This is a genomic window from Bradyrhizobium sp. USDA 4538 (genome assembly GCF_024171045.1).
GTDB lineage: Bacteria > Pseudomonadota > Alphaproteobacteria > Rhizobiales > Xanthobacteraceae > Bradyrhizobium > Bradyrhizobium australafricanum.
Window position 1 is genome coordinate 6,248,621 of record NZ_JALJZE010000001.1, and the last position, 21,122, is coordinate 6,269,742.

General features: G+C 63.1%; 16 protein-coding genes. 8 read left to right on the forward strand and 8 right to left on the reverse strand.

Going from position 1 to position 21,122, the window contains the following annotated elements; translation table 11 throughout:
• Positions 1–834: 834 nt before the first annotated feature.
• The gene (locus J2R78_RS28300) at positions 835–1,728 is read right to left on the reverse strand and encodes a LysR substrate-binding domain-containing protein (protein WP_253607659.1); all 894 of its coding nucleotides are present in this window, start codon (positions 1,726–1,728) and stop codon (positions 835–837) included.
• Positions 1,729–1,897: 169 nt separating this feature from the next.
• Between J2R78_RS28300 and J2R78_RS28305 the strand changes: the two genes are divergently transcribed.
• Both J2R78_RS28305 and J2R78_RS28310 read left to right on the forward strand, forming a co-directional pair.
• Positions 1,898–3,286: an MFS transporter gene (locus tag J2R78_RS28305; protein WP_253607660.1), complete on the forward strand. Its 1,389-nt coding sequence runs from the start codon at positions 1,898–1,900 to the stop codon at positions 3,284–3,286.
• A gap of 52 nt (positions 3,287–3,338) precedes the next feature.
• Positions 3,339–4,382, forward strand: a complete 1,044-nt coding sequence (locus J2R78_RS28310) for a CapA family protein (protein ID WP_253607661.1) — start codon at positions 3,339–3,341, stop codon at positions 4,380–4,382.
• Positions 4,383–4,749: 367 nt separating this feature from the next.
• Here J2R78_RS28310 and J2R78_RS28315 read toward each other — a convergent pair whose 3' ends face one another.
• The 3 genes from J2R78_RS28315 to J2R78_RS28325 form a co-directional block, all read right to left on the reverse strand.
• A complete protein-coding gene (locus tag J2R78_RS28315; RefSeq protein WP_253607662.1) occupies positions 4,750–6,909 on the reverse strand; it encodes an Atu4866 domain-containing protein in 2,160 nt (719 codons plus the stop codon).
• Positions 6,910–7,086: 177 nt separating this feature from the next.
• Positions 7,087–8,070: a phosphotransferase enzyme family protein gene (locus J2R78_RS28320; protein WP_253609931.1), complete on the reverse strand. Its 984-nt coding sequence runs from the start codon at positions 8,068–8,070 to the stop codon at positions 7,087–7,089.
• The gene (locus J2R78_RS28325; protein ID WP_253607663.1) at positions 8,067–8,876 is read right to left on the reverse strand and encodes an HAD-IIA family hydrolase; all 810 of its coding nucleotides are present in this window, start codon (positions 8,874–8,876) and stop codon (positions 8,067–8,069) included. The genes J2R78_RS28320 and J2R78_RS28325 overlap by 4 nt, the downstream gene beginning before the upstream one ends.
• Positions 8,877–9,217: 341 nt before the next feature.
• On the opposite strand from J2R78_RS28325, the gene J2R78_RS28330 reads away from it, so the two are divergent.
• The 4 genes from J2R78_RS28330 to J2R78_RS28345 all read left to right on the forward strand — a co-directional run bounded on the left by J2R78_RS28330 (position 9,218) and on the right by J2R78_RS28345 (position 14,604).
• The gene (locus J2R78_RS28330; RefSeq protein WP_057020614.1) at positions 9,218–10,780 is read left to right on the forward strand and encodes an ABC transporter substrate-binding protein; all 1,563 of its coding nucleotides are present in this window, start codon (positions 9,218–9,220) and stop codon (positions 10,778–10,780) included.
• Between the two features lie 101 nt (positions 10,781–10,881).
• Positions 10,882–11,862, forward strand: coding sequence for an ABC transporter permease (locus tag J2R78_RS28335; RefSeq protein WP_092083050.1), 981 nt, complete (start codon positions 10,882–10,884; stop codon positions 11,860–11,862).
• Between the two features lie 2 nt (positions 11,863–11,864).
• Positions 11,865–12,782, forward strand: a complete 918-nt coding sequence (locus tag J2R78_RS28340) for an ABC transporter permease (protein WP_253607664.1) — start codon at positions 11,865–11,867, stop codon at positions 12,780–12,782.
• Between the two features lies 1 nt (position 12,783).
• Positions 12,784–14,604, forward strand: a complete 1,821-nt coding sequence (locus J2R78_RS28345; RefSeq protein WP_229158481.1) for an ABC transporter ATP-binding protein — start codon at positions 12,784–12,786, stop codon at positions 14,602–14,604.
• Positions 14,605–14,608: 4 nt separating this feature from the next.
• Here J2R78_RS28345 and J2R78_RS28350 read toward each other — a convergent pair whose 3' ends face one another.
• Positions 14,609–16,015, reverse strand: coding sequence for an amidase (locus J2R78_RS28350; RefSeq protein WP_253607665.1), 1,407 nt, complete (start codon positions 16,013–16,015; stop codon positions 14,609–14,611).
• A gap of 201 nt (positions 16,016–16,216) precedes the next feature.
• On the opposite strand from J2R78_RS28350, the gene J2R78_RS28355 reads away from it, so the two are divergent.
• Both J2R78_RS28355 and J2R78_RS28360 read left to right on the forward strand, forming a co-directional pair.
• Complete coding sequence (locus J2R78_RS28355) at positions 16,217–17,173, forward strand: phosphotransferase family protein (RefSeq protein ID WP_063790183.1); 957 nt, start codon at positions 16,217–16,219, stop codon at positions 17,171–17,173.
• Complete coding sequence (locus J2R78_RS28360) at positions 17,170–18,126, forward strand: choline/ethanolamine kinase family protein (RefSeq protein WP_168856098.1); 957 nt, start codon at positions 17,170–17,172, stop codon at positions 18,124–18,126. Before J2R78_RS28355 ends, J2R78_RS28360 begins: the two co-directional genes overlap by 4 nt.
• Before the next feature lie 26 nt (positions 18,127–18,152).
• Here the strand turns inward: J2R78_RS28360 and J2R78_RS28365 are convergent, their stop codons facing one another.
• The 3 genes from J2R78_RS28365 to J2R78_RS28375 all read right to left on the reverse strand — a co-directional run bounded on the left by J2R78_RS28365 (position 18,153) and on the right by J2R78_RS28375 (position 20,878).
• A complete protein-coding gene (locus tag J2R78_RS28365) occupies positions 18,153–18,944 on the reverse strand; it encodes an inositol monophosphatase family protein (protein WP_168856097.1) in 792 nt (263 codons plus the stop codon).
• A gap of 67 nt (positions 18,945–19,011) precedes the next feature.
• The gene (locus tag J2R78_RS28370) at positions 19,012–20,043 is read right to left on the reverse strand and encodes a helix-turn-helix domain-containing protein (RefSeq protein WP_253607666.1); all 1,032 of its coding nucleotides are present in this window, start codon (positions 20,041–20,043) and stop codon (positions 19,012–19,014) included.
• A 13-nt stretch (positions 20,044–20,056) separates the two neighbouring features.
• A complete protein-coding gene (locus J2R78_RS28375; protein WP_092083044.1) occupies positions 20,057–20,878 on the reverse strand; it encodes a DeoR/GlpR family DNA-binding transcription regulator in 822 nt (273 codons plus the stop codon).
• Positions 20,879–21,122: the final 244 nt, after the last annotated feature.

Genomic DNA, 21,122 nt, shown 5'->3' on the forward strand with positions numbered 1-21,122 from the left:
GCTGGGTCCGCGGGCTTTCGGCCGCACCGAATGCCGTTGAATCCAACTCGACAACTCATTGATCGCAGCGTTGCGAAACACGATACGTGCGACGGAACGGTGGACGTCGAGGTTCGGCGCCTTCTCGAGCCTGCTGATCGCACTGGGCGCACGCCGGCCAAGAGCTCGAGCAAGCGTATCGCGGTCTGGCCCGCCCATTTGTGAACCAATTCACGGAAGATATTTATCGCTGATGTTAGTAGGGGAGATGTTGTCCAATTGTGGCTTTCGCTTCTGGCCCATCGCGACATATTGCGCTGCCGCACGAACCTGGTCGCTATAGGAGCAAAGCGGACGTAGTCACCAGTCACATGAGGCCGTCGGATCTATAGGCCACTCTATACGGTGGGCAGGCCGAATGCGCCGCGTGGCAGGCTCAATCTCTTCAGACAGACGGGTCTTCTTTGGCCCAGGGGCCGCGCGGAGGATAAAGCACGTCCAGCCTGTCGCAGACCTTGGCCAGACTGTTCCCGGTAATTCCGAATTCCTCGGCCGGCCGGATCATTCACCTAGCCATTGATGTAGAAGCAATAAAACATCAGCGCCAAGGCGTGGCGAGATCCCCCCTAACCTTCGCGGATCAGCCGCCTTCGCTTCTGGCAGATGCCCAGCTCGATACGTGTATAGGCCTGACGAACAAAATAAGCCGGGATTTCGAGAGGAAATCCCTGCCTATAAAGCAACGTGACACCTGAAGTGCGTCGCCAAGGCAAATGGCGATCCAAGCGCCGTCGGCGAGCTCGCAGCGATGCTGATTTGACAATAGCAGAACAAGATCTTGCCGATGGAGAAACGTCAATTCTGTGTCCTGGTTTCGGACAGCAGCCAGTCGCGGAATGCAGCAATCTCCGGCCTGCCAACGTCGGTTTCGCGGCCGACGAGGTGGTAACTGTCGGCGGTTCGTACCACCAGCGGATGGATCACCAATAGTCGCCCCGCTTTGAGATCGTCCTGGACCAGTTCCAGATGCGCCACCGCGATGCCGAGCCCGTCGATCGCCGCTTGATAGGCTAGCGAGGAATTGCCGAACGACAGTCCTTCGCGAAAGCTCCCGGGTGTGACGTCCGCCGCCTCAAACCAGATCCGCCAATCGTGCGGGCGCTTCATTGAATGAAGTAACGTGCGGTCGAGCAGCTCTCGTGAATCGTGCACGGGTGGATGCTTGTTGAATTCGACGGGGCTACAAACCGGCAGCAGCTCGATCGGAAACAGCGTGTCGTAACGCACGCCGGGCTTTGGAATGGCGGGAGTCTGAATGGTGAAGTCCACCTCGCCAGCGCTCACATCGACGAGATCGTTGGCGATCGTGACCTGCACATTGATGCTTGGGTAAAGGGTATGGAAGCGCGCGAGCCGCTTGACCAGCCATTTCATCGCCACCGTGGGAAACAGCCGTATCCGCACCACGCGATTCTGCTTGTCCCGGCGGCTGACCTGGGTCGCGAGTTCGATGCGATCAAAGGCTTCGGCAATGGCCTGCGCGTACTGTTCGCCCTGCGTCGTCAGCTTGACGTCGCGTTGATTACGGACGAACAGGCGCAGGCCAAGGAAGGCTTCGAGTTGGGCGATATGCCGGCTGACGGCGCCCTGCGAGACGTTGAGTATTTTGGCGGCGTGAGTGAAGTTCTCGGAGCGGGAGGCGACCTCGAAGACGCGAAGTGCATTCAGCGGGGGCAATTTTCGGGCCATCAGCGCCTCCCACTGAGGGCTGATCGCGTCCGCGCCGCATTCTCTGTGTTGCTCTGAAGATAAGTCATCGTCGTGATGAGTAAATTAGCATACCCGGCCCAAAGCATTCCGCCTATTTTGCCCGCATAAGCGGCGCTGAACGCCGCTACTTGCGGGAGAAACGCTTTCTATGACCACCCCCGTTAACGCCGCGGGCCGGCTTGACCGGCTCCCGATGGGCGCATTCCAGTGGCGGATTCTCAGCCTGATCGGCCTCGGGATGTTCTTCGACGGTTTCGACAACCAGATGGCCGCCGGCGTGTTGGGCGCCCTCGTTAAGGAGGGCTGGTCGAACATGGAGACCAATGCCCACTACATTTCCATCACCTTTGCCGGCCTCGCCATTGGCGCGCTGATGACGGGGTTGGTCGGTGACCGGTTCGGCCGGCGTTTTGCCTATCAGTTCAATCTTCTGATTTTCGGCAGCATGTGCCTGCTCTCGATGCTCGCGCCCTCGATGACTTGGCTGATGGCGATGCGTTTCTTCATGGGAGTAGGGATCGGCGCAGAATATGTCTGCGGTTACGGCATGGTCAGCGAGTTTGTGCCGCCGCAACGGCGCGGTTGGGCGCTTGGCCTGATCAGCGTGGTGTCGATGGCATCGACATTCGCCGTGAATTTTACCGGACTATTCGTCATTCCGGCACTGGGATGGCGGCCGATGTATCTGATCGGCGGTTGCGGCGCATTATGGGTCTGGTTCCTGCGCCGCAAGCTTCCGGAGTCGCCGCGCTGGCTCGAAGCGCGCGGCCGTTATGAAGAAGCCGAAAAGATCATGCAGGATATCGAAGCTGAGGCCTCGAAGGCGGGGCCGCTCCCGCCGGTGACATCAGTGGCCGCGCCTGCGCCGGCCTGGGTACCGATCTCCATCCTGTTCTCGCGCGGCGTCGTCACCCGCACCTTGCTCGCGATGGCGGTTTGCATCACCTGCCTGGTCGGTTCCTACAGCTTCTCCTATTGGGTGCCGACCTTCTTCGTCAAACAGGGACTGAGTGTCACGAAGTCGCTCAGCTTTGCGACCGTCATGGCGCTGGGCAGTTCGCTCGGGCCGCTGGTCGGCATGCTGACCTCCGACTGGATTGGACGCCGTCGCGGCACCATGTTTGCGGCCTTATGGTGTGGCGTGTTCGCGCTGGCGTATTCGCAGCAGACCGACCCCGCCTGGGTGCTGATCTTTGGCTTCCTGTTGCAGGGCGGCATGAGCCTGATGATCGGCTTCGGTCTCGGCGGCTACACGCCGGAGTTGTTTGCAACCGAATATCGCTTCCGCGGCTCTGGCATCGCCCAAATGACGGGGCGGATTGCTGTCATCGCATCGCCCTACATGGTTGTGTCGCTCTATGACAATTATGGTCTCCCATCAGTGCTCTACGCCATTGCGTCGCTTTATCTGCTGTTAGCGCTTGGTATTCTCTTGTTCGGTATCGAAACCAACCAGCGCTCCCTGGAATCGATCGCGCCAGCGCGCGATGGCGAAGCGGCGGTGACAACATCGCGCTCCGCTGAAAGCGCGGCCTGATCTGGCCGCAATCCCGACATCCACACCAGAGCTCACGAAAAAGGAACTGCACATGGATCAAACGCTGCTCATCTTGGGCGATACCAACATCCAGAACCGCGAAGATCCTTTCAGCGCATTCGTCAATGTGCGTGACATGCTGACATCGGCCGATGTCTTGTTCGGACAGCTGGAAGGCCCGCTTGCCGAGCCCTCGATCGATTCCGCGCGGCCCGATATCCCGCACAAAAAGGGTTGGCGCCATTCGGGCGCCAAGGTAGGTCCGGCGCTCAAGAAGGCGGGCTATGTCGGCGTGAGCTGCGCCAGCAACGTCGCCTATCCCGCGAGCGCCGCCGTCGCCAGCGTCAAGGCGCTGGATTCGGCGGGGATCCTCCACTGTGGCGTTGGCGAAACGCTGGCCGAGGCCAGGAAGCCGGCAATCATCGAGAAGAACGGGGTTCGTTTCGGTTTCTTGAGCTACACATCGGTGTTCTGGCCGAGCAATCACGCCGCGTCAGCCAACAGCCCCGGATGCGCCACCATCAAGGCCCACGCCGCCTATGAGCCGGGCCCGCGCGCGCTGGAAATGCCGGGTGCTGAGCCGATCACGCATACATTCGCAGACGCCGACGAACTCGAGGCCATGCGGGACGATGTCCGCGCTCTGCGGACCAAGGTCGACCTTGTGATCCTTTCATGCCATTGGGGCGTGTCGTCCAAAGAGGAGCCAGTCGCATACCAGCGCGAAATAGCCCGAGCCGCCATCGACGTGGGGGCAGACATGGTGTTCGGCCACCATCCGCATATGGTCCAGGCCGGCGAAATCTATCAGGGTAAGCCGATCTTCTACAGCCTTGGCAATTTTGCGTTCGACTGGGACGTTATGCGCGGCCGTCATCTCGATGGTCTGGCGCTGCGGTGCTTGATCGCGGGGAAGAAGATCACCGAAATTGAATTACTACCGGTCCGTCGCAACGAGCACAACGATATCTGCGTACATAGTGCAGACACCGGCGCGGGCAAGGACATTCTCGGCCGTTTCGAGCAGCTGAGCAGGAAACTCGGAGACTCAATCGTCTTGTCGAGGGCCACTCACCTGCGGCTTGAGGGTATGTAAGGTTAACGCGGCTGCTGACTCCCCCGAGCCGTTGTTTTGCCGAGCGATATCCAATCAGGGGAGCAAGAGGCCTCGCTCCTGACTGCGAGGAAAGCGCCTGCCGCCTGTCAAACATTCTCCTTGGGCGGAAAAGCCCTGGATTTTCCATGTACCACCGTATCGCACTCACCATGCGATGCTCGTCGCCTTTGTGAACTTGCGCGCGAACGAAAAAGAAGCACGTATCTGTGCGGTCGCCGCGCTGGGAGACAACGAGTATCCAGTAAGATGTTGATCTTCTTGCACTCAAACCTGCAACCAGAACGTATGAGTGGCCGAACGAGGGTCGTTGACCTTTCGTCTCAGGGGCGAAGTCGCACTGACGGTCTCATGCTCCGAGCACCGGCTCCTTGCCGGTGAAGGCCCTGAGTATATTCGCCGTCAGGCGCGAAAGACCGTTGTCGCAGCCGTTCCAGGCCAGCGCGCCGGCATAGGCGATGGAGCCGACCGAAAACACCCAGCCGCCTCCATCGATCGGAAACAGGACCATGTCCGATCTCACCACGTCAGGCCGCTGTGCGCCTCCCTGATCCGGGAGCGAAAGAGTGAGATCCTCGATGACGAGCTGATACTCGTTGCCAAGCCCGGTCGAAGTCCCGAGCACGTAGGCATGCTCGGGACTTCCGAGCGTAACGTCGTACCTGTCGACCTCGTCTCCCACCGCTCCACCCAGCACATAGCCGTAATCGCCGACGATTTCCTCAGTGATGCCGTCGAACAATTTCGCGGCGGGCGAATTGTAGCTCGCCTCCAGACGCCGATAGCCGCAGCCCTTCGACCATCCCTCCGATGCGAAGCCCACGCCTAGCATCTTGTTCGGGGCGCGGCCGCGCGTGCGCCAGATGCCGCCGGCTTCAGTCGTCGCAACATGGGTCCGTTCGCCATAGGGGGCATCCCAGCAGCGCGTGCCGCTGTTGTCGCGGCGCACCTCGATGACCCAGGGCTTTGCACTGAGCAGGCTCGTTACCCAGTAGAAGCCGTTGCCGCCAAGATACATGACCCGTCCGCCGTTATGCAGGTATCCGTCGAGGATATCGAGGCCGGTTCGTGTCCAGTATTCCGGGTGCGAGCCCGTGACGATCGCCGCGTACCGGTCGGCCAGGTTGCGGCCGCCACGTTCGAGATCCTCGTCGGTTGCGACATGATATTTGATGCCGAGGTGCTCCAGCCATTCGACGATGTACATGTCGACGGGAAAGTGACGGTACGAGCCCGTTAGCCAGTTCGGAAAACCAGGACGGACGTTGAACAGCGGCCGTCTGCGGCCCGAATAGCGAACCGGCGTTCCGTCGGCATGGGTATCGTAGCAGGAGCGGCCCGGCTCCGGATGTGAGAACAGGTACTGTTCGTCCTCGGGCACCACCTTGTCATGAGGCATCACCGATGAGAAATCGAGCGAAGCCAGGTGGTCGTTCGCATAGGCCAGATAGGTGTTGGTCGGCACCAGGAACAGAACGGGTGCCGAGGTGCCCAGGACCGGTCTGACAAACAGCGGAAAATGATTGCGGCGTCCGCCGGCCTCGAGCCGAACTGCGTAGACTCCGCTTTGAAGGTCCTCCGGCAGGCGGAATTCGAGATTATACCTCCAGCCGGCATCCACCATGTCGTCGTCGTGGAATTGCAGCGCACAGTACTTCTCGGGATCCTCGACGAAGGAGTCGCTTCGCCCGTCCCAGTTGCGTCCGGTCACACCGCGCTCGACGCCGTTGACAAGGTGCCCCTGTTCGCCTCCAGCGTCCGGCTCAATCGTCTCCGACGCGAAGTCCCTGCCGAGTTTCCATGCTGCCCATGCCGGCTGCGTGGGAGTCTTCCCCGCGTGCCATGCGGCGATCATCTCGGTGGATGGCTTCGCGAGGTGCAGCGTTGGCGAGTCGATCTTGCCATTATATGGCTCCAGCGGCGACCCGGACCGGCCGATGCCGGCCGCCGCGAGCAGGAGCGTCGCCGCATTTGCCGTCGCGCCGGTTGCCGCGCGGAGCGTGCGTTGTGCCCCAACCTTGGCATCAAGACGCCTGAGGTCGATGCAGACCTCGCCGTCGCCGATGGTAGTCAGGATCGAATACCAGTGTTTGGCGATGATCGCATCCGGCAAGACCGCGAGCGTTGCGCTGCCCATTCGAAGCGCAAGACCGCCTGAGATGATGACGAGCGCGACGTCGCCAATCGACCAGATGGCCTGGGGCGCGCTCCGCTCGGGGACGGTCGGCCATGCCCAGCAATGGACGCTGATCGCCGCATCGTTGATCGGTGAGGGAAGCGGAAATTCGGCGTGCGAGCCGACCACCGTGGATTGCACGCCGCCGGAAACGGTGCGGTCGAGCACCGACGAGAAATCGACCACCTTGCCCTCGATCGCTTCGTCGCGCCCGGGACCCGAGACCAGTCGCACGAGGCTTGCGCGGACGGTGGCGTGCGGCGTGCTGATCGCGAGCCGGACGACATCGCCGGGCTCGCAGGACCACTCCTCGAAATAAGCCTGGATATCCATCTGACACCGCCCACGCTCGCTGGTTAAGTCCGCTTCGGACGCGCAATGTCCGAGCGCGCGCCCATCATTCGCGGATCAAAGCCGGCGGGGAAACATCTGTTGCGGCATTCTGGAGTCCGGGAGCAACAACACTGGAGAAAAGGACAGGCGCGCCGCGGCTGGTCCCGAAAGTCCGCGTCACAATCCGCGCAGGAACCGGTCGCCGAGCGCGACCGTTCCGTCGGTGTAGCCCGTACCCAGGCGTCGTGCGGTTTCGGTGTCCGAATGCGAAGCGAGCCAGGCCGTCAGCAGCATGCGCCTGAGCATCACGAACGCAGGCAGCATGGCCTCGTCGTCGCGCGAGACCGGTGCGACGGTCCGGTATCCCGCAAGCCACGACTGCTGGAGCAGGTCCATCACCGGCTCGTGCTCGATGAAGCTGACGGCCGCGGCGAAGTCATAGAAGAACCACGAGAAGCCGCAATCGTCGAAGTCGATGACGCCGAGCCGGTCGCCTTCGACGAGCAGGTTGGCGAGGCGGAGGTCGGCGTGAACGAGGCCAAACCGCTGCTCGCCCCGTCCGTAAGCCTCGACGCGCCGTTCAAGTTCGTCGGCGACCCTCTGCAGCAGCCTGCGGCCATCGTCGCGCAGGCCAAGACCGGCGCGCCAGTCACCCCATAGTGGCCGGCGGCCCAGCATGGCATCGAAATCCCAGACCTTGCGCTGGAACGTTGATGGCATTGTCCATCGGCGGCTGTGCGCGTGAAGTCGCGCGCTGGTCGCGCCGAGCTTGCCGAACCAGGTGGCCAGATCGTCCGAGGCATCCGGCTCCTTGCCGCTGAGGAATTCGAATGCAACGACGTGTCGTGTCGCGCCACTCAGGGGAATGGGGCATAACAGGTGTCCCTCCCGATCGGCGACCGGGCGCGGCGTGAGCACCACGTTGTCTGCGATCACGGCGTCGATCCAGGCGAGCTCGGACGCAATCTCGTCAGGTGAGTGATAGCCGGGCCGCTGCACGCGCAACACGAGTTTTTGCCGAGCGGCCGGATCTTGCGCGAGAAAGGTGGTGTTCTCGGAATGGCTGAGAAAGGCGAGCGTCGATTGCGATGATAGTCCCCAGCGCGGCAGGCTCGCGGCAAGAGAGGTCTGCATGCTCTCGATGAGGCCGGGAGTCATCATCGCGGCCAACCGACCGTCTCGGGCTCCGCGAGGTCAAGAAGGCTCGCGATGATGCGATCGGGAACGACGTCCGCCACCGCATTGAAAGGGACGTCGCTGGCGAGCAGGATCGACCGCATGCCGGCGGCCTTTCCTGCTGCGATATCGGTGCCGATCTGGTCGCCGACCATGACGGTCTCATGCCGGGCGGTGCCGAGATGCGCCAGCGCCTGTTCGATCAGGAACGGTTGCGGCTTGCCTAGCACGATCGGCTTCGTATTGGGAACGGCCGCTGCAACCGCGGCCGTGATCACGCCGACGCAGGGATCGTAGCCGTCATGAACCGGCGTCAGGACATCGGGATTGGTGGCGATGACGGTTGCGCCGGCGAGTGCGGCCCTGACCGCGGTGCGCAGCTTGGCGTAGTCGAGCGTGGCATCGAAGCCGAGCACGACGATCTTGGGCTTGACGTCGGTCAGGTGATAGCCAATGTCCTCGATCGCCTCGAGCAGTGGTCGTTCGCCGATCGCAAACACGGGCGTGGTGCGCGGCCAGCGCCGTTCGAGCAGGGACGTGACCGCCGAAATCGTCGTGAAGACCTGTGACGGTTCGGCCGGAATGCCGATGCGGCTCAGCTTGGCGGCAAAATGCGCGGCGGATTTCGTCGAATTGTTGGTGACGAACGCATAGGGCAGGCCCCGCTCGCTCCATCCGCGAAACGCCTTGACGGAGTCGTCGATCGGAGTGTCGCCGCGATAGGCGACGCCGTCGAGATCCGAGATGACGCCGCGAATGGGATGGTTGGCCGGAGCAATGCGCTGTTCCAATGCTGGGATTCCGTTCAGTTCCGCGAGCGTGATCATATGGTTGCCTGCATGGCGTTGCTGCTCTGTGCATCCATGATTTGTGTGCTGCACATTGGAAAGGCGTCCTTGCCTTGCCGGTGTGCGCCATGCTTCCGGGAGCGGAAAATCTCCGTGCGCGACTGCGGCGCCCCGGGAGTGTCAGCAACGGAATCGTGGAGCAGCAGGAATCGGGCGATTGCGGCCTTTGGTCTAGGCTTTGCAGGCGTGAAAGCCACGATTTGTGCAAGACGATCGAAACGGCTGAGTGCCTTGCGGCCTCGAGAGCAGTTTCAGCGTTGCCGAAATCATCGAGGGATTACCATATGATCAACCGCAGAGACTTGATGTTAGGGGGATTGGCCGGGGCCGCGGCGTTCGGCTTCGGGCGGGTCAATCCCGACTTTCTTGTGAATTCCGCCTTTGCCGCCGAAGGCAAGACACTGCGCTTTCTCGGCGCGGAAGCGCTGACCGGCAACTGGGACCCAACCACCCATACCAATCTCGGCCAGCTCATCGTCGAGGGCTTCGTGTTCGGCTACCTGACGCGGGCGCCGATGCGGCCGGAGAAGCCGGACGAGCTGATCTTCGAGCTGGCTGAATCGATGAAGCCCATCGACACCTATACAATGGAGGTGAAACTCAGAAAGGGCGTCAAATTTCACGACGGGACCCCGTTCACAGCGGCCGACGTCAAGGCGACCTATGAATATGGCTGCCAACCCGATCGTCCGGCGCAGTGGTACCCCGGTCTCGTCACCGTCGACGTCGTCGACGACTACACCTGCCACATCAACACGAAGGTGCAGGGCTATCCGGCGACGCTCTACTATTACCTGTCGTCCTTCCTGCCGATCATGTCGGCCAAGGACGTTGCCAATAAGGCGCAGCTCTCGGCGCGCATGAACGGCACGGGCCCCTACAAATATGTCGAGCAGAAAGGCGACACCACCGTTCTCGCCGCCAATCCCGACTTCTTCCTCGGCGCAGCGAAGATCCCGGGTGTCGAGTATCACTTCGTCGGTGACACCACGACGCGCACGCTGTCGCTGTTGAACGGCGAGGCCGACATCATCGAGCGGCTCGAGCAGGAGCAGGTCGAGACCATCTCGAAGGATGCCCGCTTCAGCATCCACAAGGCGGTTTCGGTCGAGAACAAATACCTGTTCTTCCGCTGCTCGAAGAAGCCGTTCGACGATCCGCGCATTCGCCTCGCCGCATGCTACTCGATCGACCGCAAGCAGGTGCTCGACGTGCTCGGCGTCTCCGGCATCTATTCCAAGGCGCACATCTCGCCGGTCAAGTTCGGCTATGCCGAGGTGGCCGACTATCCTGAATTCGATCCGGACAAGGCGCAGAAGCTGCTCGCGGAGGCCGGCTTCCCCAAAGGCCAGGGCCTGCCCGAGCTCACCTATTACACGTCGGTCGGCTTCTATCCGAAGACGAAGGAATATGCCGAGTTGATTACCGGCATGCTCCAGGAGCAGGGGTTCAAGGTCAATCTGCAGACGCTCGAAGTCGCGGCGTGGGGTAATTTGCTTTACGACAAGCCCGGCGGCGGTGAGGGCAACATGATCGACTGCGGCTGGTGCACCGGCTCGCCCGAGCCGGATCTCGTCCTGCGCACCCACTTCCACTCCTCCTCCAAGCGCATCACCGGCATCGTCGACAAGGACATCGACGCGGTGCTGGACAAGGAGCGCAACGCCACGACAATCGAGGAGCGCAAGAAGATCCTGCAGACCGAGACGCTGCCGACCATCGCCAAGAAGGCCCCGGCGCTCGCGTTGTTCACCTCGGTCTTCATCCATGCCTACAGCAAGAAGCTGGATGGTCTGTACATCTATCCGAACGGCATGCAGGACATGACCAAGGCAACATTGGCATGATGATTGCTCGGCCGGCCGGGTACGCCCGGCCTGCCGGTTCGCGAACGCAGGCCGGACTGGTCGGGTCTGGTCCTCATGAATTGCAAGGGTAGCTCTTCTCGATGTTGATCCTGGAATTCCTGGTCAAGCGGATCGCGCAGGGCATCCTGATCGTCTTCATCACGTCGTTGATCATCTTCACGCTGCTGCGCGTGGTGCCGGGCGATCCCGTGCGCCTGATCGTCGGCGGCATGGCGCCGGCCGACGTGGTCGAGAAGGTCGCGACCAAGATGGGGCTGCGCGACCCCATCATCGTGCAATATGGTCGGTACATGCGCGGGCTGGTACAGGGCGATCTCGGGCAATCCTATTTGCGGCCGCGCAGCGGCATGATCGCGACCGGCGGGCAGTATGTTGACCCGACCAAGTCGGATATGGCGCCGGTGATCGATCTCATCCTCGAACGCCTGCCGTTCACGCTGCAACTGGGCGGAATGGCGCTCGTGTTCGCGCTGCTGCTGTCGTTTCCGATCGGCATCGCGGGCGGGCTGCACCAGCATCGCTGGCAGAATGCGTTGGCGTTCGGAATGCAGTCGCTGTTCGTCTCGATTCCGAATTTCTGGCTCGCGATCGTTCTGATCCTGTTTCTGTCGGTGAAGCTGAAGCTGCTGCCGGCGCTCGGTTACCAGGGATTTTCCTATGTCATCCTGCCGGCCTTCGTGCTCGCGGTGGAGATCGCCCCCTTCATCATCCGCACGCTGACGACCTCGCTCGGCGAGGTCATGCAAGCGCCGTTCATCGATGAGGCGCGGGTGCGCGGCCTGTCTCGCCGCCGCATCGTCTATTCGCACGCCCTGCGCAACGCGGCAGTGCCGCTAGTCAACCTGCTCGGGATCCAGCTTTCGACGCTGATCGGCGGCGTTCTCGTGATCGAATACATTTTCGACTATCCTGGCCTCGGCAATCTGACCGTGGTCTCTGTCGTCGGGCGCGACTTTCCGGTCATCCAGGGCATCGCCATCACGACCAGCGCCGTCTTTGTCTTCATCAATATCATCGTGGATTTGGTCGCCTATCTGGTCGATCCCCGCGTGGAGATCTGAGCATGACGGCCACCACGATCATCGCCGAGGAGCCCGCCTTGCCGGCGGCCCCAATCCGTTCCGTCAACCGCCGCATCATGGCCGCCGCCTGGCGCATGCCGAGCTTCAAGATCGGTTTCTTCATCTTCATGGCGCTGGTGCTGGCCTCGGCCATCTATCCCGAGGTGTCCTCGATCAGTGCGACCAAGATGGTGGTGAAGGACAAGTTCATGTCGCCGGTCTTTCTCGGCGACAAATGGACCTGGGATCATCCGCTGGGTACGGATCAGCTCGGCCGCGACATGCTGATGCGCAGCCTGATCGGCCTGCGCTATTCGCTGCTGGTCGGCGTCGTCACGGTCCTGCTCATCTTTGTCATCGGCTGCGGCCTTGGCCTGTTCGCCGGCTTCAAGGGCAAATGGTGGGACACCGTCATCATGCGGATCACCGATGCCCAATTGTCGATTCCGATGATCATCCTGGCGATCACCATTCTCGGCGTGTCGCGGCCGACGGTGCCGACCATCATAAGCGTGCTGGCGCTGTCCGGCTGGCCGCTCTACGCGCGCGTGGCGCGCAGCGCCGCGGTCACCGAGCGCGGCAAGGAATATGTCCGCGGCCTGCGCGTGCTCGGCGCCGGGGACTGGCGGATCCTGTTTCTGTTCGCCGCGCCGAACATCCTGCCGCCGATCGCATTCGTCGCCGTGCTCGACGTCGCACGCATGATGATCTTCGAAGCGATCCTCGGCTTCCTGGGGCTTGGCATCCAGCCGCCGACGCCGAGCTTCGGCAGCATCATCGCCGACTCCCGCAAATACCTGATCAATGCCTGGTGGATCGCGACCACGCCGGGCGTGTTCCTGGCTATCGCGCTTACCTCGATCAACCTGATGGGGTCGGCGCTCGAGAAGGCGCGCAACCGCATCTATGGGGGTCTCTGAGATGGATCTCTCGCTCATTCTGGAGGTCGACGACCTCACGGTCGGTGCTTCGGCGCCGGGCGCCGCACCGATCCTCGATCACATCTCCTTCCGCCTCAACACGTCGGAGATCTTCGGCATCTATGGCGAAAGCGGCGCCGGCAAGACCGTGCTCAGCCGCGCATTGGCGAACTGGCTGCCGGAAAGTCTGGCGTATCGCTCCGGACGGGTCACGTTCGCCGGCCACGACATTCTCGGCGCCGGGGCGCGCGAGGTGCGGATCGGCCGCGACATCGCCTATATCGGCTCCAAGCCGCAAAGCTCGCTCGATCCGACGATACCGGTCGGGACCCAGATCGCGGAAAAGCTGCACAGCGTCAGGCCCGAATGGAATCCGCGCGAATGCCGCGAGCGGGTCGTGCAGCTCCTCGGCGAGGTCCGGATTCCATCGCCGAAGGAGCGCTATTGGGACTACCCGGCAAAATTTTCCGGCGGCATGATGCAGCGCGCGATGATCGTGGACGCGATTTGCGCCGAGCCCGCCGTCCTGATCGCCGACAACATTACCCAGCCGCTCGATGTCACCATCGCGGCACAGATCGTGGCGCTGCTCCACGACCTGTGCCTCCGCCACAGGATGGCGACAATCTATCTGTCGTCTTCCTTGCCCACGCTTGGCCAGTTCGGCGACCGCACGGCCGTGCTCCATCAGGGCCGGTTCGTCGAGCAGCAAGCGTTTGCCGGCCTGCTCGCCTCGCCACAGACCGACTACACGCGCAAGGCCATTGCCAGTGTGCCGCGCATGTGGGCGACCACCGAGGGCCCGCTGGCCCGCCGCAAGGCGCAAGACGAAGTGCCGCTGATGAAGGTGGAGCACGTTGTTCGGACCTATCGCGCGCGCAAGCGGGGGACGTTCAATACCTACAGCAACGTGCAGGCGGTGCGCGGCGTAACGCTCGACATCATGCCGCGCGAGAATTTCGGCATCGTCGGGGAATCCGGCTGCGGCAAGTCGACCCTCACGCGCCTGCTGGCCTGGCTGGAGGTTCCCGACAACGGCAGCATCGTCCTCAACGGCACGTCGCTCGGGGCGTTGTCGCCGCGCGAGCTGATCCGCACCCGCAGCGAATTCCAGCTGCTGCTGCAGGATCCGTACAACGCGCTGCCGCCGCGCACCACCGTCGGCCGCATGATCGAGGAGAGCCTGCTGATCCGCGGCAATGTCGCCCGCGCGGACCTGCGCAGCCGGGTCATCGCAGCGATGGCCGAGGTCGGTCTTGCCGCCGAGCTCTATGACCAGCTCCCGAACACGCTCTCCACCGGCGAGCGCCAGCGCATCTCGATCGCGCGTGCCCTGATCCTCGATCCCAAGCTGCTGATCCTCGACGAAACCTTGTCCGCGCTGGATCAACGCGAGCAGTCAAGGCTGATCGACCTGTTCTCGAAGCTGCAGGAGAAGAACGACCTCACCTATGTCTTCATCTCCCATGATCTCGCAATGGTGCGCAGGGTCTGCACGCGCATTGCCGTGATGTATCTCGGTGAGATGGTCGAGATCGCCGACAACCGCGAGCTGTTCTTCGATCCCCAGCATCCCTACACCAAGGCATTGCTCTCGGCCGCCCCGACGCTGGAGGAGAAGCCGTTCAACCCGGCGGACTTCTTGCTGGAGGGCGAGCCGCCGAGCCCGATCGATATCCCGGCGGGATGCAGCTTTGCCTCGCGCTGCCCGAAGGCGTTCGGCCGCTGCCGGCTGGAGACGCCGAAGCTGGTCGAACACGCGCCGGGGCGCTTCGCCGCCTGCCACCTTCTCGACGGCGAGCCGGCGCAGGCCGCGGCCTGAGCGCTCAGGGCCGTGGCTTGAAGGGCCAGTCCATCGCGAACGAGCGCATGTCCTCCAGCGCCTTGGTCACCTGCAGCACGCCGAGATCGTCGAAGCGGTGCCCGGTCACTTGGACGCCGATCGGCAGATGGCGGGAATCGAATGCCATGCAGACGGTGGAGGCGGGCTGGCAGGTCTGGTTGAACATGGCGGTGAACAGCGTGTGCGCGAGCGGCATCTCACGCGACACGCCGGGCTCCTCGGCCGGGAAATTCACCACCGGCAGCGTCGGGGCGATGACATAGTCCCAGCCCTCGAAGGCCGCGAGCAGCGCCGCCTTCATCTTGGCGATCTGGCCCAGCGCCCGGTAGAGGTCGGCGCCCGAATGTTTCGCCCCGCCAAGGCACCATGCGCGAACGTAGGGATTGATGTCGCGTGCGGTGTCGCCATGCGGCGGCAGCGATGCATATTCGAGATAGCCGCGCACCTGGAGGAACAGGTCGATCGGCGCATAGGCGTCGTCGGTGAGCGGAGAGGTGAACGGCTCGACGATCGCGCCGGCGCCGGCGAGCAGCTTGCCGGCCGCATCGACCGCGCTGCGAACCGTAGCTTCGGCCTTCATGCCGAAGCCCATGTCGGTGAGGACGCCGATCTTCAGTCCCTTCACGTCGCGCTTCAGATGCTCGTGATAGCGCACGCCATCGGCGGGCAGGCTCCAGGTGTCGCGCTCGTCCTGCCGCGTCAGCACGGTCAGCAGGCGCGCGATATCATCCACGCTGCGACCCATCGGGCCTGCCATGCGCATGGTGTCGGCCGGCAAATGCGGCACACGGCCATGGGTCGGCTTCAGTCCGGCCAGTCCGCAATGGGCGGCCGGAAGGCGGACCGAGCCTGCGATATCCGTGCCGACGGAAACATAGCCGGCGCCAGCGGCGACGGAGGCGCCTGCGCCGGCCGACGAGCCGCCGGTATTCCAGGCGAGCCCCCAGGGGTTGCGGGTAACGCCGTGCAGCGAGCTGATGCCCGACGCCATCAGGCCGCAATCCGGCATCGTGGTCTTGGCAAAGATCACCGCGCCGGCCTCGCGGAGCGCGATCGCCGGCGGCGAATCGTAGTTGGACGGCGGCAGGGCACGGTTGGCGCCGATGCCGTGAAAATAGGGCCAGCCGATCATGGCGACGCTGTCCTTGACCGTCATGGGGACGCCGTCGAGCGGACCCAGCGCGGCTCCCGCCTTCCATCGCGCTTCCGAGCCTTGCGCGCTTGCGATGGCTTGCTCCGGACGGAAGCAGAACAGCGCATTGATCGCGGGATTGACCGCCTCGGCATGGCCGAGCACGGTTCGCAACACCTCCACCGGCGACAATGCGCGCGATGCGTAGGCCTCCGTCAGCCCCGCAAGGCTCATCCCGATCAGTTCCGCAGCAGACATCTTGGCCTCGACAAATGGCGTTCTGGATCAGTGTCCGGATAGCGAAAGTCGCCCCTGTCGGGGTAGTGCCGCTGCCGTAAGGGCATGATTTGGTGGAGTGCGAGGCATCCCTTTTGCATCTGTCTTGATCGAATTTGTCATCAAACCGGGAGGCCCGCGACAGGCGGGCCGAACGACACCCGCGAGAGATCAGAAGTCGTCATGAGCCAATCTGGAACGCAAATCGCCACGGTCCGGAACTACATTGCCGGGCTCCCGGGATGGGGGACGGGCGATATCGTGATCGAGCCCGCCATTCCGGTCCTCGCCTCGCCAAGCTGGCGCGGGGTCGACGGCGCTCCCTGGCGCGCCACCAGGAACGGAAGCGGCGAGAGCATCTTCATCAAGAACATGGATGTGGATGCCAAGCTCTACATCGACGTTGCCTGCGCGTTCGAAGCGGCCCGGCGCGCATCCGATCTCGGTATCGGTCCCAAGGTGCTTGCGGCGGATCCGGACGCGGGACTTCTGGTCATGGAAGATCTCAACCGTGGCTGGCGGGTCGGCACGCTGGAGCGGATGCTGGAGCCGAAGATCGTCGACGCGGTCATCGCGGCGCGGCGCCTGTTCCAGGCAGGGGCGCCTCTGCCGCGGCGCATGGGAGTCTTCGACGAGATCGAGCACTTCTACGAGGCGGCAAAGGCCGCGAAGGCGCAACTGCCGTCTGATGCGGAATGGCTGGTCAAGGAGCTGCGTTTTGCGGCCGATGCCTTGAGGAAACTCGACATCAAACCGGTGCCAATCCATGGCGATGGCAATGTCTCGAACATCCTGATCAGCGACACCGGCGAGGTTCGCCTGATCGATTGGGATCGCGCCACGACGGCCGACCCGCTGGAGGACCTCGGCAGCTTCCTCGTCGAAGCCTTCGCGCAGGAGCCGGAGGCGCGCGACGCCTTCAGCCGCAACGCCGGCGGATTCGACGAGCGCGCATTCAGCCGCGCCCGCATCTACGGCATGGCGGATGATCTGCGCTGGGGCCTGATCGGCGCCGTGCTCGCCGCGCGGTCGGCGCGCAACACCTTTGAGTTTTACAAGTTCGCCAGCTGGCGCTTCGTACGTTGCCGCATGACGGTCCGGGAGCCGCGCTTTGGCGAGATGCTTCGGAGGATCGCATGACTGTCCGCAGGAAGCTCGGCGAGGGAGCGACAGTCCACGAGCGCAATATCGAGGCAGCGATCGCCCGCGTGCCGCAATGGCACGGCAAGGGGGCGGCCTATACCCCGCTGGTCGGCGGCCTCATGAATCAGAACTGGCTGGTCGAGATATCCGGCGATGGACGGCGCTACTTCATCAAGGTGCCCGGCGAGGGCTCGGAGATGTTCATCGATCGCGTGACCGCCAACGAGGCTGCGCGCAATGCCCACGCCATGGGCGTTGCGCCCGAGGTGATCTTTTTCGACGCCACGGACGGGCTCGAGATCAGCGAGTTCCTCGAAGGCTATCGCGCCTGCACCAATGCCGATTTCGGCGATGCCGCCATCCAGGCCGACGTTCTCGACCTTTACCGCCGCCTGCATGCCGGCCCGAAGCTCGGCCAGACCAAGACCATCTTCGACATGATCGAGGAACATATCGAGCAGGGCAGGGAGCTCGGCGCGCATTTCCCGCAGGACATGCCCTGGCTGATGCATCGCTACAATCAGGCCAAGTCGGCGTTCCTGGCGTCGGGTCTCGATCTCGTGCCGTGCTTCAACGATCCGATGCCGGGCAATTTCCTGATCTCGGCGGAATCAGGCGCCCCAAGGCCGATGAAGCTGATCGACTATGAGTTCGCTTCCAACAACGAGCGTAGCTATGAGCTCGGCGTCCTGTTCGCCGAGATGTTCTTCGACGAGCATCTGACGGAGGCCCTGATCGAGCAATATCTGGGCGAGGTGCGGCCGCAGATGGTCGCGCGCGTGATACTCAACCGGGCGCTCGCCGACCTGAAATGGGCGTCATGGGCGGTCGTGAACAGGAAGCTCAAGGACTGGGATTTCGACTATCAGAAGTACGGCGTCTGGAAATACATGCGTGCCCGCGACGTGATGTACGATCCCCGCTGGGATGGCTGGTTGCGGCTCGTCTGAGCCGCGCGACAGGAGGGCTTCCGCAGTTATTGATTGAGGATCGCGAGCGCCTGCTCGAGCAGGCTGTCGTTCGCGGCCGCGATGATCCGGCCATCGGATTCCGGCGACAGCGGCCGCCCCTGCCAGTCGCGGACGATGCCGCCAGCGCCCTCGACCACCGGAATCAGCGGCATGAAGTCGAACGACTTGAGGGAGGTTTCGACCACGAGATCGCAGTGGCCGGATGCGAGCAGGCCATATTGGTAGCAGTCGCCGCCAAATCGCCGGAACATGGCCTTCTGGCTGAGCGCATCGTAGCGGGCCCAGTCGCTCGGCGTGAAGAAGTCCGGCGATGACGTGTAGATCTGCGCGTCTTCCAGTCGCGTGGTGCGGCTCACCCTTGCCAGCTTGCCGTTGAAGGTGGTGCCTTGCCGGGTGCCGTACCACCGCTCGGCCAGCGCGGGCATATCGATCATGCCGGCGGTGATCGATCCATCTCTCTCGTCGGCGAGCGCGACGAGCGTGCCGAACAGCGGCATGCCGGAGATAAAGCTCTTCGTTCCGTCGATCGGATCGAGATACCACGTGTAGCGGTCCCCGGCCGTCGATCCCATCTCCTCGCCGAGGATGCCGTGATCGGGGAAGCGCGAACCGATCAGCTGCCGTAGCTCCATTTCGATCGCACGATCGGCGATCGTGACCGGCGTCAGGTCCGGCTTGCGCTCGAAATCGACGCGGGAACGGAAGTGCGTCACGGCGATCCGTCCGGCCACGTCGGCAAGCTCGTTGAAGAACGAAGCGAGCTCGCTTGCGGATAATCTGTCTTGAATGTCGTCCAATGGTCGCTCCGGGCGGGAGGCGCGCCGACGTCGCGGGACGCACGACGCCTTGCCTTGGGATGGGGCGTTACGCGGTCTCGTGGACCGACTGCTTGTCGATCTCCCAATAGGGGGAGTCGAATCCGTTGCGCCGCGCCACTCGGGCGGCAGGGCTCCTCGGCTGCGGCGAGCGCACGCCAGCGGCCGGCTGCGGCGCCGACACGGGCGCCTGGCGAACGTCGCGCGGCGCCACCTTGAAGTGCCGGCTGAAGCAGCGGGAGAAATGCGACACGTTCTTGAAGCCGACTTCGTAGGCGACCTCCGAGACGGTCCGCCGGCCCTTCGGATCGGCGACTAGGATTTCATACGCCCGCTGCAGCCGCTTGGTCTGGACGAACTGGCTGACCGTGGTCTCGTTGTCGTTGAACAGGCTGTACAAATAACTGAGCGAGATGCGGCTCGACGCCGCGATCTTCTTCGGCGACAACGACTGGTCACCGAGATGGCCCTCGATGAAGTCGACGATCCGGCGGCGGAGGTGATAGCGCGCGTTGCGCACATCGGTTGCGGCGCCGCGATCCTCCGATCCGATGGTCAGCGCGACGAAGCTGATCATTTCGGTCGCGAGCGCCTGGGGGTTCGGCGGCGGCGAGGCGACGAACAGTTCGGCCACGCTGCGGATCATGCCCGCCAGCAGGTGCGTCATCTGTTCGTTTGGCTTGAAGCGGCGACTGATGTGATCTTCAACCGAGACGAGCCGGCCGCGCAGCTCGGCGGCCGGAATCCGCAACATCAGGAAGCGCGCGGTCTTGTCAGACGACAATTCGTAGAAGGCGAGCTCGCTGAGCAGGACATATTCGCCGGGACGTGCGATCCCGTTGCGGCTGTCCTGGCTGAATGCGACGCATCCTGTCTGCGGAAACACCAGCACATAGGCGGCATCGTGGATGCAGGCAACGCGTTCCCAGTTGCGGGCAAAGGCGTGGTCCGGCCCGACGAGTTCGAGATCGAGGCGTCCGATCCGGGTCCGCCAATCCTGCGTGGGACCGGGGCCCTTGTCGTTGCCAGCATGAAGGCCGGTGTGTTCCTCGCGGGAAGCAACAGATGTCAGGCGTGCCATGGCTGGGCCTTTCTCAGGGTTGCGCAACGATGATCTCCGTTCCGGCTTCACGGAGAGCGGTTGCCAGAGCTCCCTCTGGCTGCCGATCGGTAACCAGGCGATCGATATCGGTCCAATGTGCGAAGACGGTGAGCGCACGCTGGTCGAATTTGCCGTGATCGGCCACCAGGATGGCTTCTGCGGCGCGCTTGGCCATCGCGCCATAGATGGCACCGGCCTCATCGTCGGCATCATTCGCGCCGCGCGCGCTGATGCCGGTCGCGCTCACGATGGCGCGGTTGGCTTCATAACTGTTGATGTTCGCGATCGTCTGCGTGCCGAACACATAACCTTCGGTGGGGTGATAGCGGCCGGGACAGCAGAGCACGCGGATCGACGGATTGACGGCTAGCGCGGCCGCAATGGCGTAATCATGGGTGATCACGGTGATGTCGTGCGCGCGTGAGGCCAGCCGTCGCGCGATGTGAAACGTGGTCGCGCCGGCGCCGAGCATCAACACCTCGTTCGGCAGGATCAGGTCGGCGATCACCGCGGCCATCGCCTCGCGCTCGGCGATCATGATCGCCTTGCGATCGGTCAGCGCCGGCTCGAGCGCGAAGGGACGGGACGCTCCGCCATAGGTGCGGTTGATGAGCTTCTGCTCCTGAAGCTCCATCAGATCGCGCCGGATGGTCTCGCCGGAGACGCCGAGCACGGCGGCGAGCTCGGAAGCCCGCAGCGTCGGCGCGGCGGTGAGTTGCGAGATGATGTGCTTGTGGCGCGCGAGCTTCGAGAGGCGGTCGCCGTCGGCCTTTCGTGGCCGCTTGTCGGCCGCAGCAGGGGCGTCGCTCGTCATTCCGCTGTCTCTCCGGCTGCAAACCTCTCCAGCGTCCGTGCCATGATCGTTCCCCAAGTGATGTTGTGAGTCCACATCAATTGTGTGGCATATTCCTCATTTTTTGGGCGCCGTGCTGCCTATGGAATTCGCAAAGGAATCATGGCGATCACATAAGACACTGAAACATATGAAGTATGGCTTTGGAATGCGGAGCGCATGTCTGACGTTCTGGTGTCTCTTGCCTGCAATCTGCTTTTCAGTT

Bases quoted from the DNA above. Each gene is read 5' to 3' on its own strand.
- J2R78_RS28350 (WP_253607665.1), bottom strand. From the start codon at position 16,015: ATGTCTGCTGCGGAACTGATCGGGATGAGCCTTGCGGGGCTGACGGAG.
- J2R78_RS28355 (WP_063790183.1), top strand. From the start codon at position 16,217: ATGAGCCAATCTGGAACGCAAATCGCCACGGTCCGGAACTACATTGCC.
- J2R78_RS28335 (WP_092083050.1), top strand. From the start codon at position 10,882: ATGTTGATCCTGGAATTCCTGGTCAAGCGGATCGCGCAGGGCATCCTG.
- J2R78_RS28360 (WP_168856098.1), top strand. From the start codon at position 17,170: ATGACTGTCCGCAGGAAGCTCGGCGAGGGAGCGACAGTCCACGAGCGC.
- J2R78_RS28310 (WP_253607661.1), top strand. From the start codon at position 3,339: ATGGATCAAACGCTGCTCATCTTGGGCGATACCAACATCCAGAACCGC.
- J2R78_RS28320 (WP_253609931.1), bottom strand. From the start codon at position 8,070: ATGATGACTCCCGGCCTCATCGAGAGCATGCAGACCTCTCTTGCCGCG.
- J2R78_RS28375 (WP_092083044.1), bottom strand. From the start codon at position 20,878: ATGACGAGCGACGCCCCTGCTGCGGCCGACAAGCGGCCACGAAAGGCC.
- J2R78_RS28330 (WP_057020614.1), top strand. From the start codon at position 9,218: ATGATCAACCGCAGAGACTTGATGTTAGGGGGATTGGCCGGGGCCGCG.
- J2R78_RS28345 (WP_229158481.1), top strand. From the start codon at position 12,784: ATGGATCTCTCGCTCATTCTGGAGGTCGACGACCTCACGGTCGGTGCT.
- J2R78_RS28300 (WP_253607659.1), bottom strand. From the start codon at position 1,728: ATGGCCCGAAAATTGCCCCCGCTGAATGCACTTCGCGTCTTCGAGGTC.
- J2R78_RS28370 (WP_253607666.1), bottom strand. From the start codon at position 20,043: ATGGCACGCCTGACATCTGTTGCTTCCCGCGAGGAACACACCGGCCTT.
- J2R78_RS28340 (WP_253607664.1), top strand. From the start codon at position 11,865: ATGACGGCCACCACGATCATCGCCGAGGAGCCCGCCTTGCCGGCGGCC.
- J2R78_RS28315 (WP_253607662.1), bottom strand. From the start codon at position 6,909: ATGGATATCCAGGCTTATTTCGAGGAGTGGTCCTGCGAGCCCGGCGAT.
- J2R78_RS28305 (WP_253607660.1), top strand. From the start codon at position 1,898: ATGACCACCCCCGTTAACGCCGCGGGCCGGCTTGACCGGCTCCCGATG.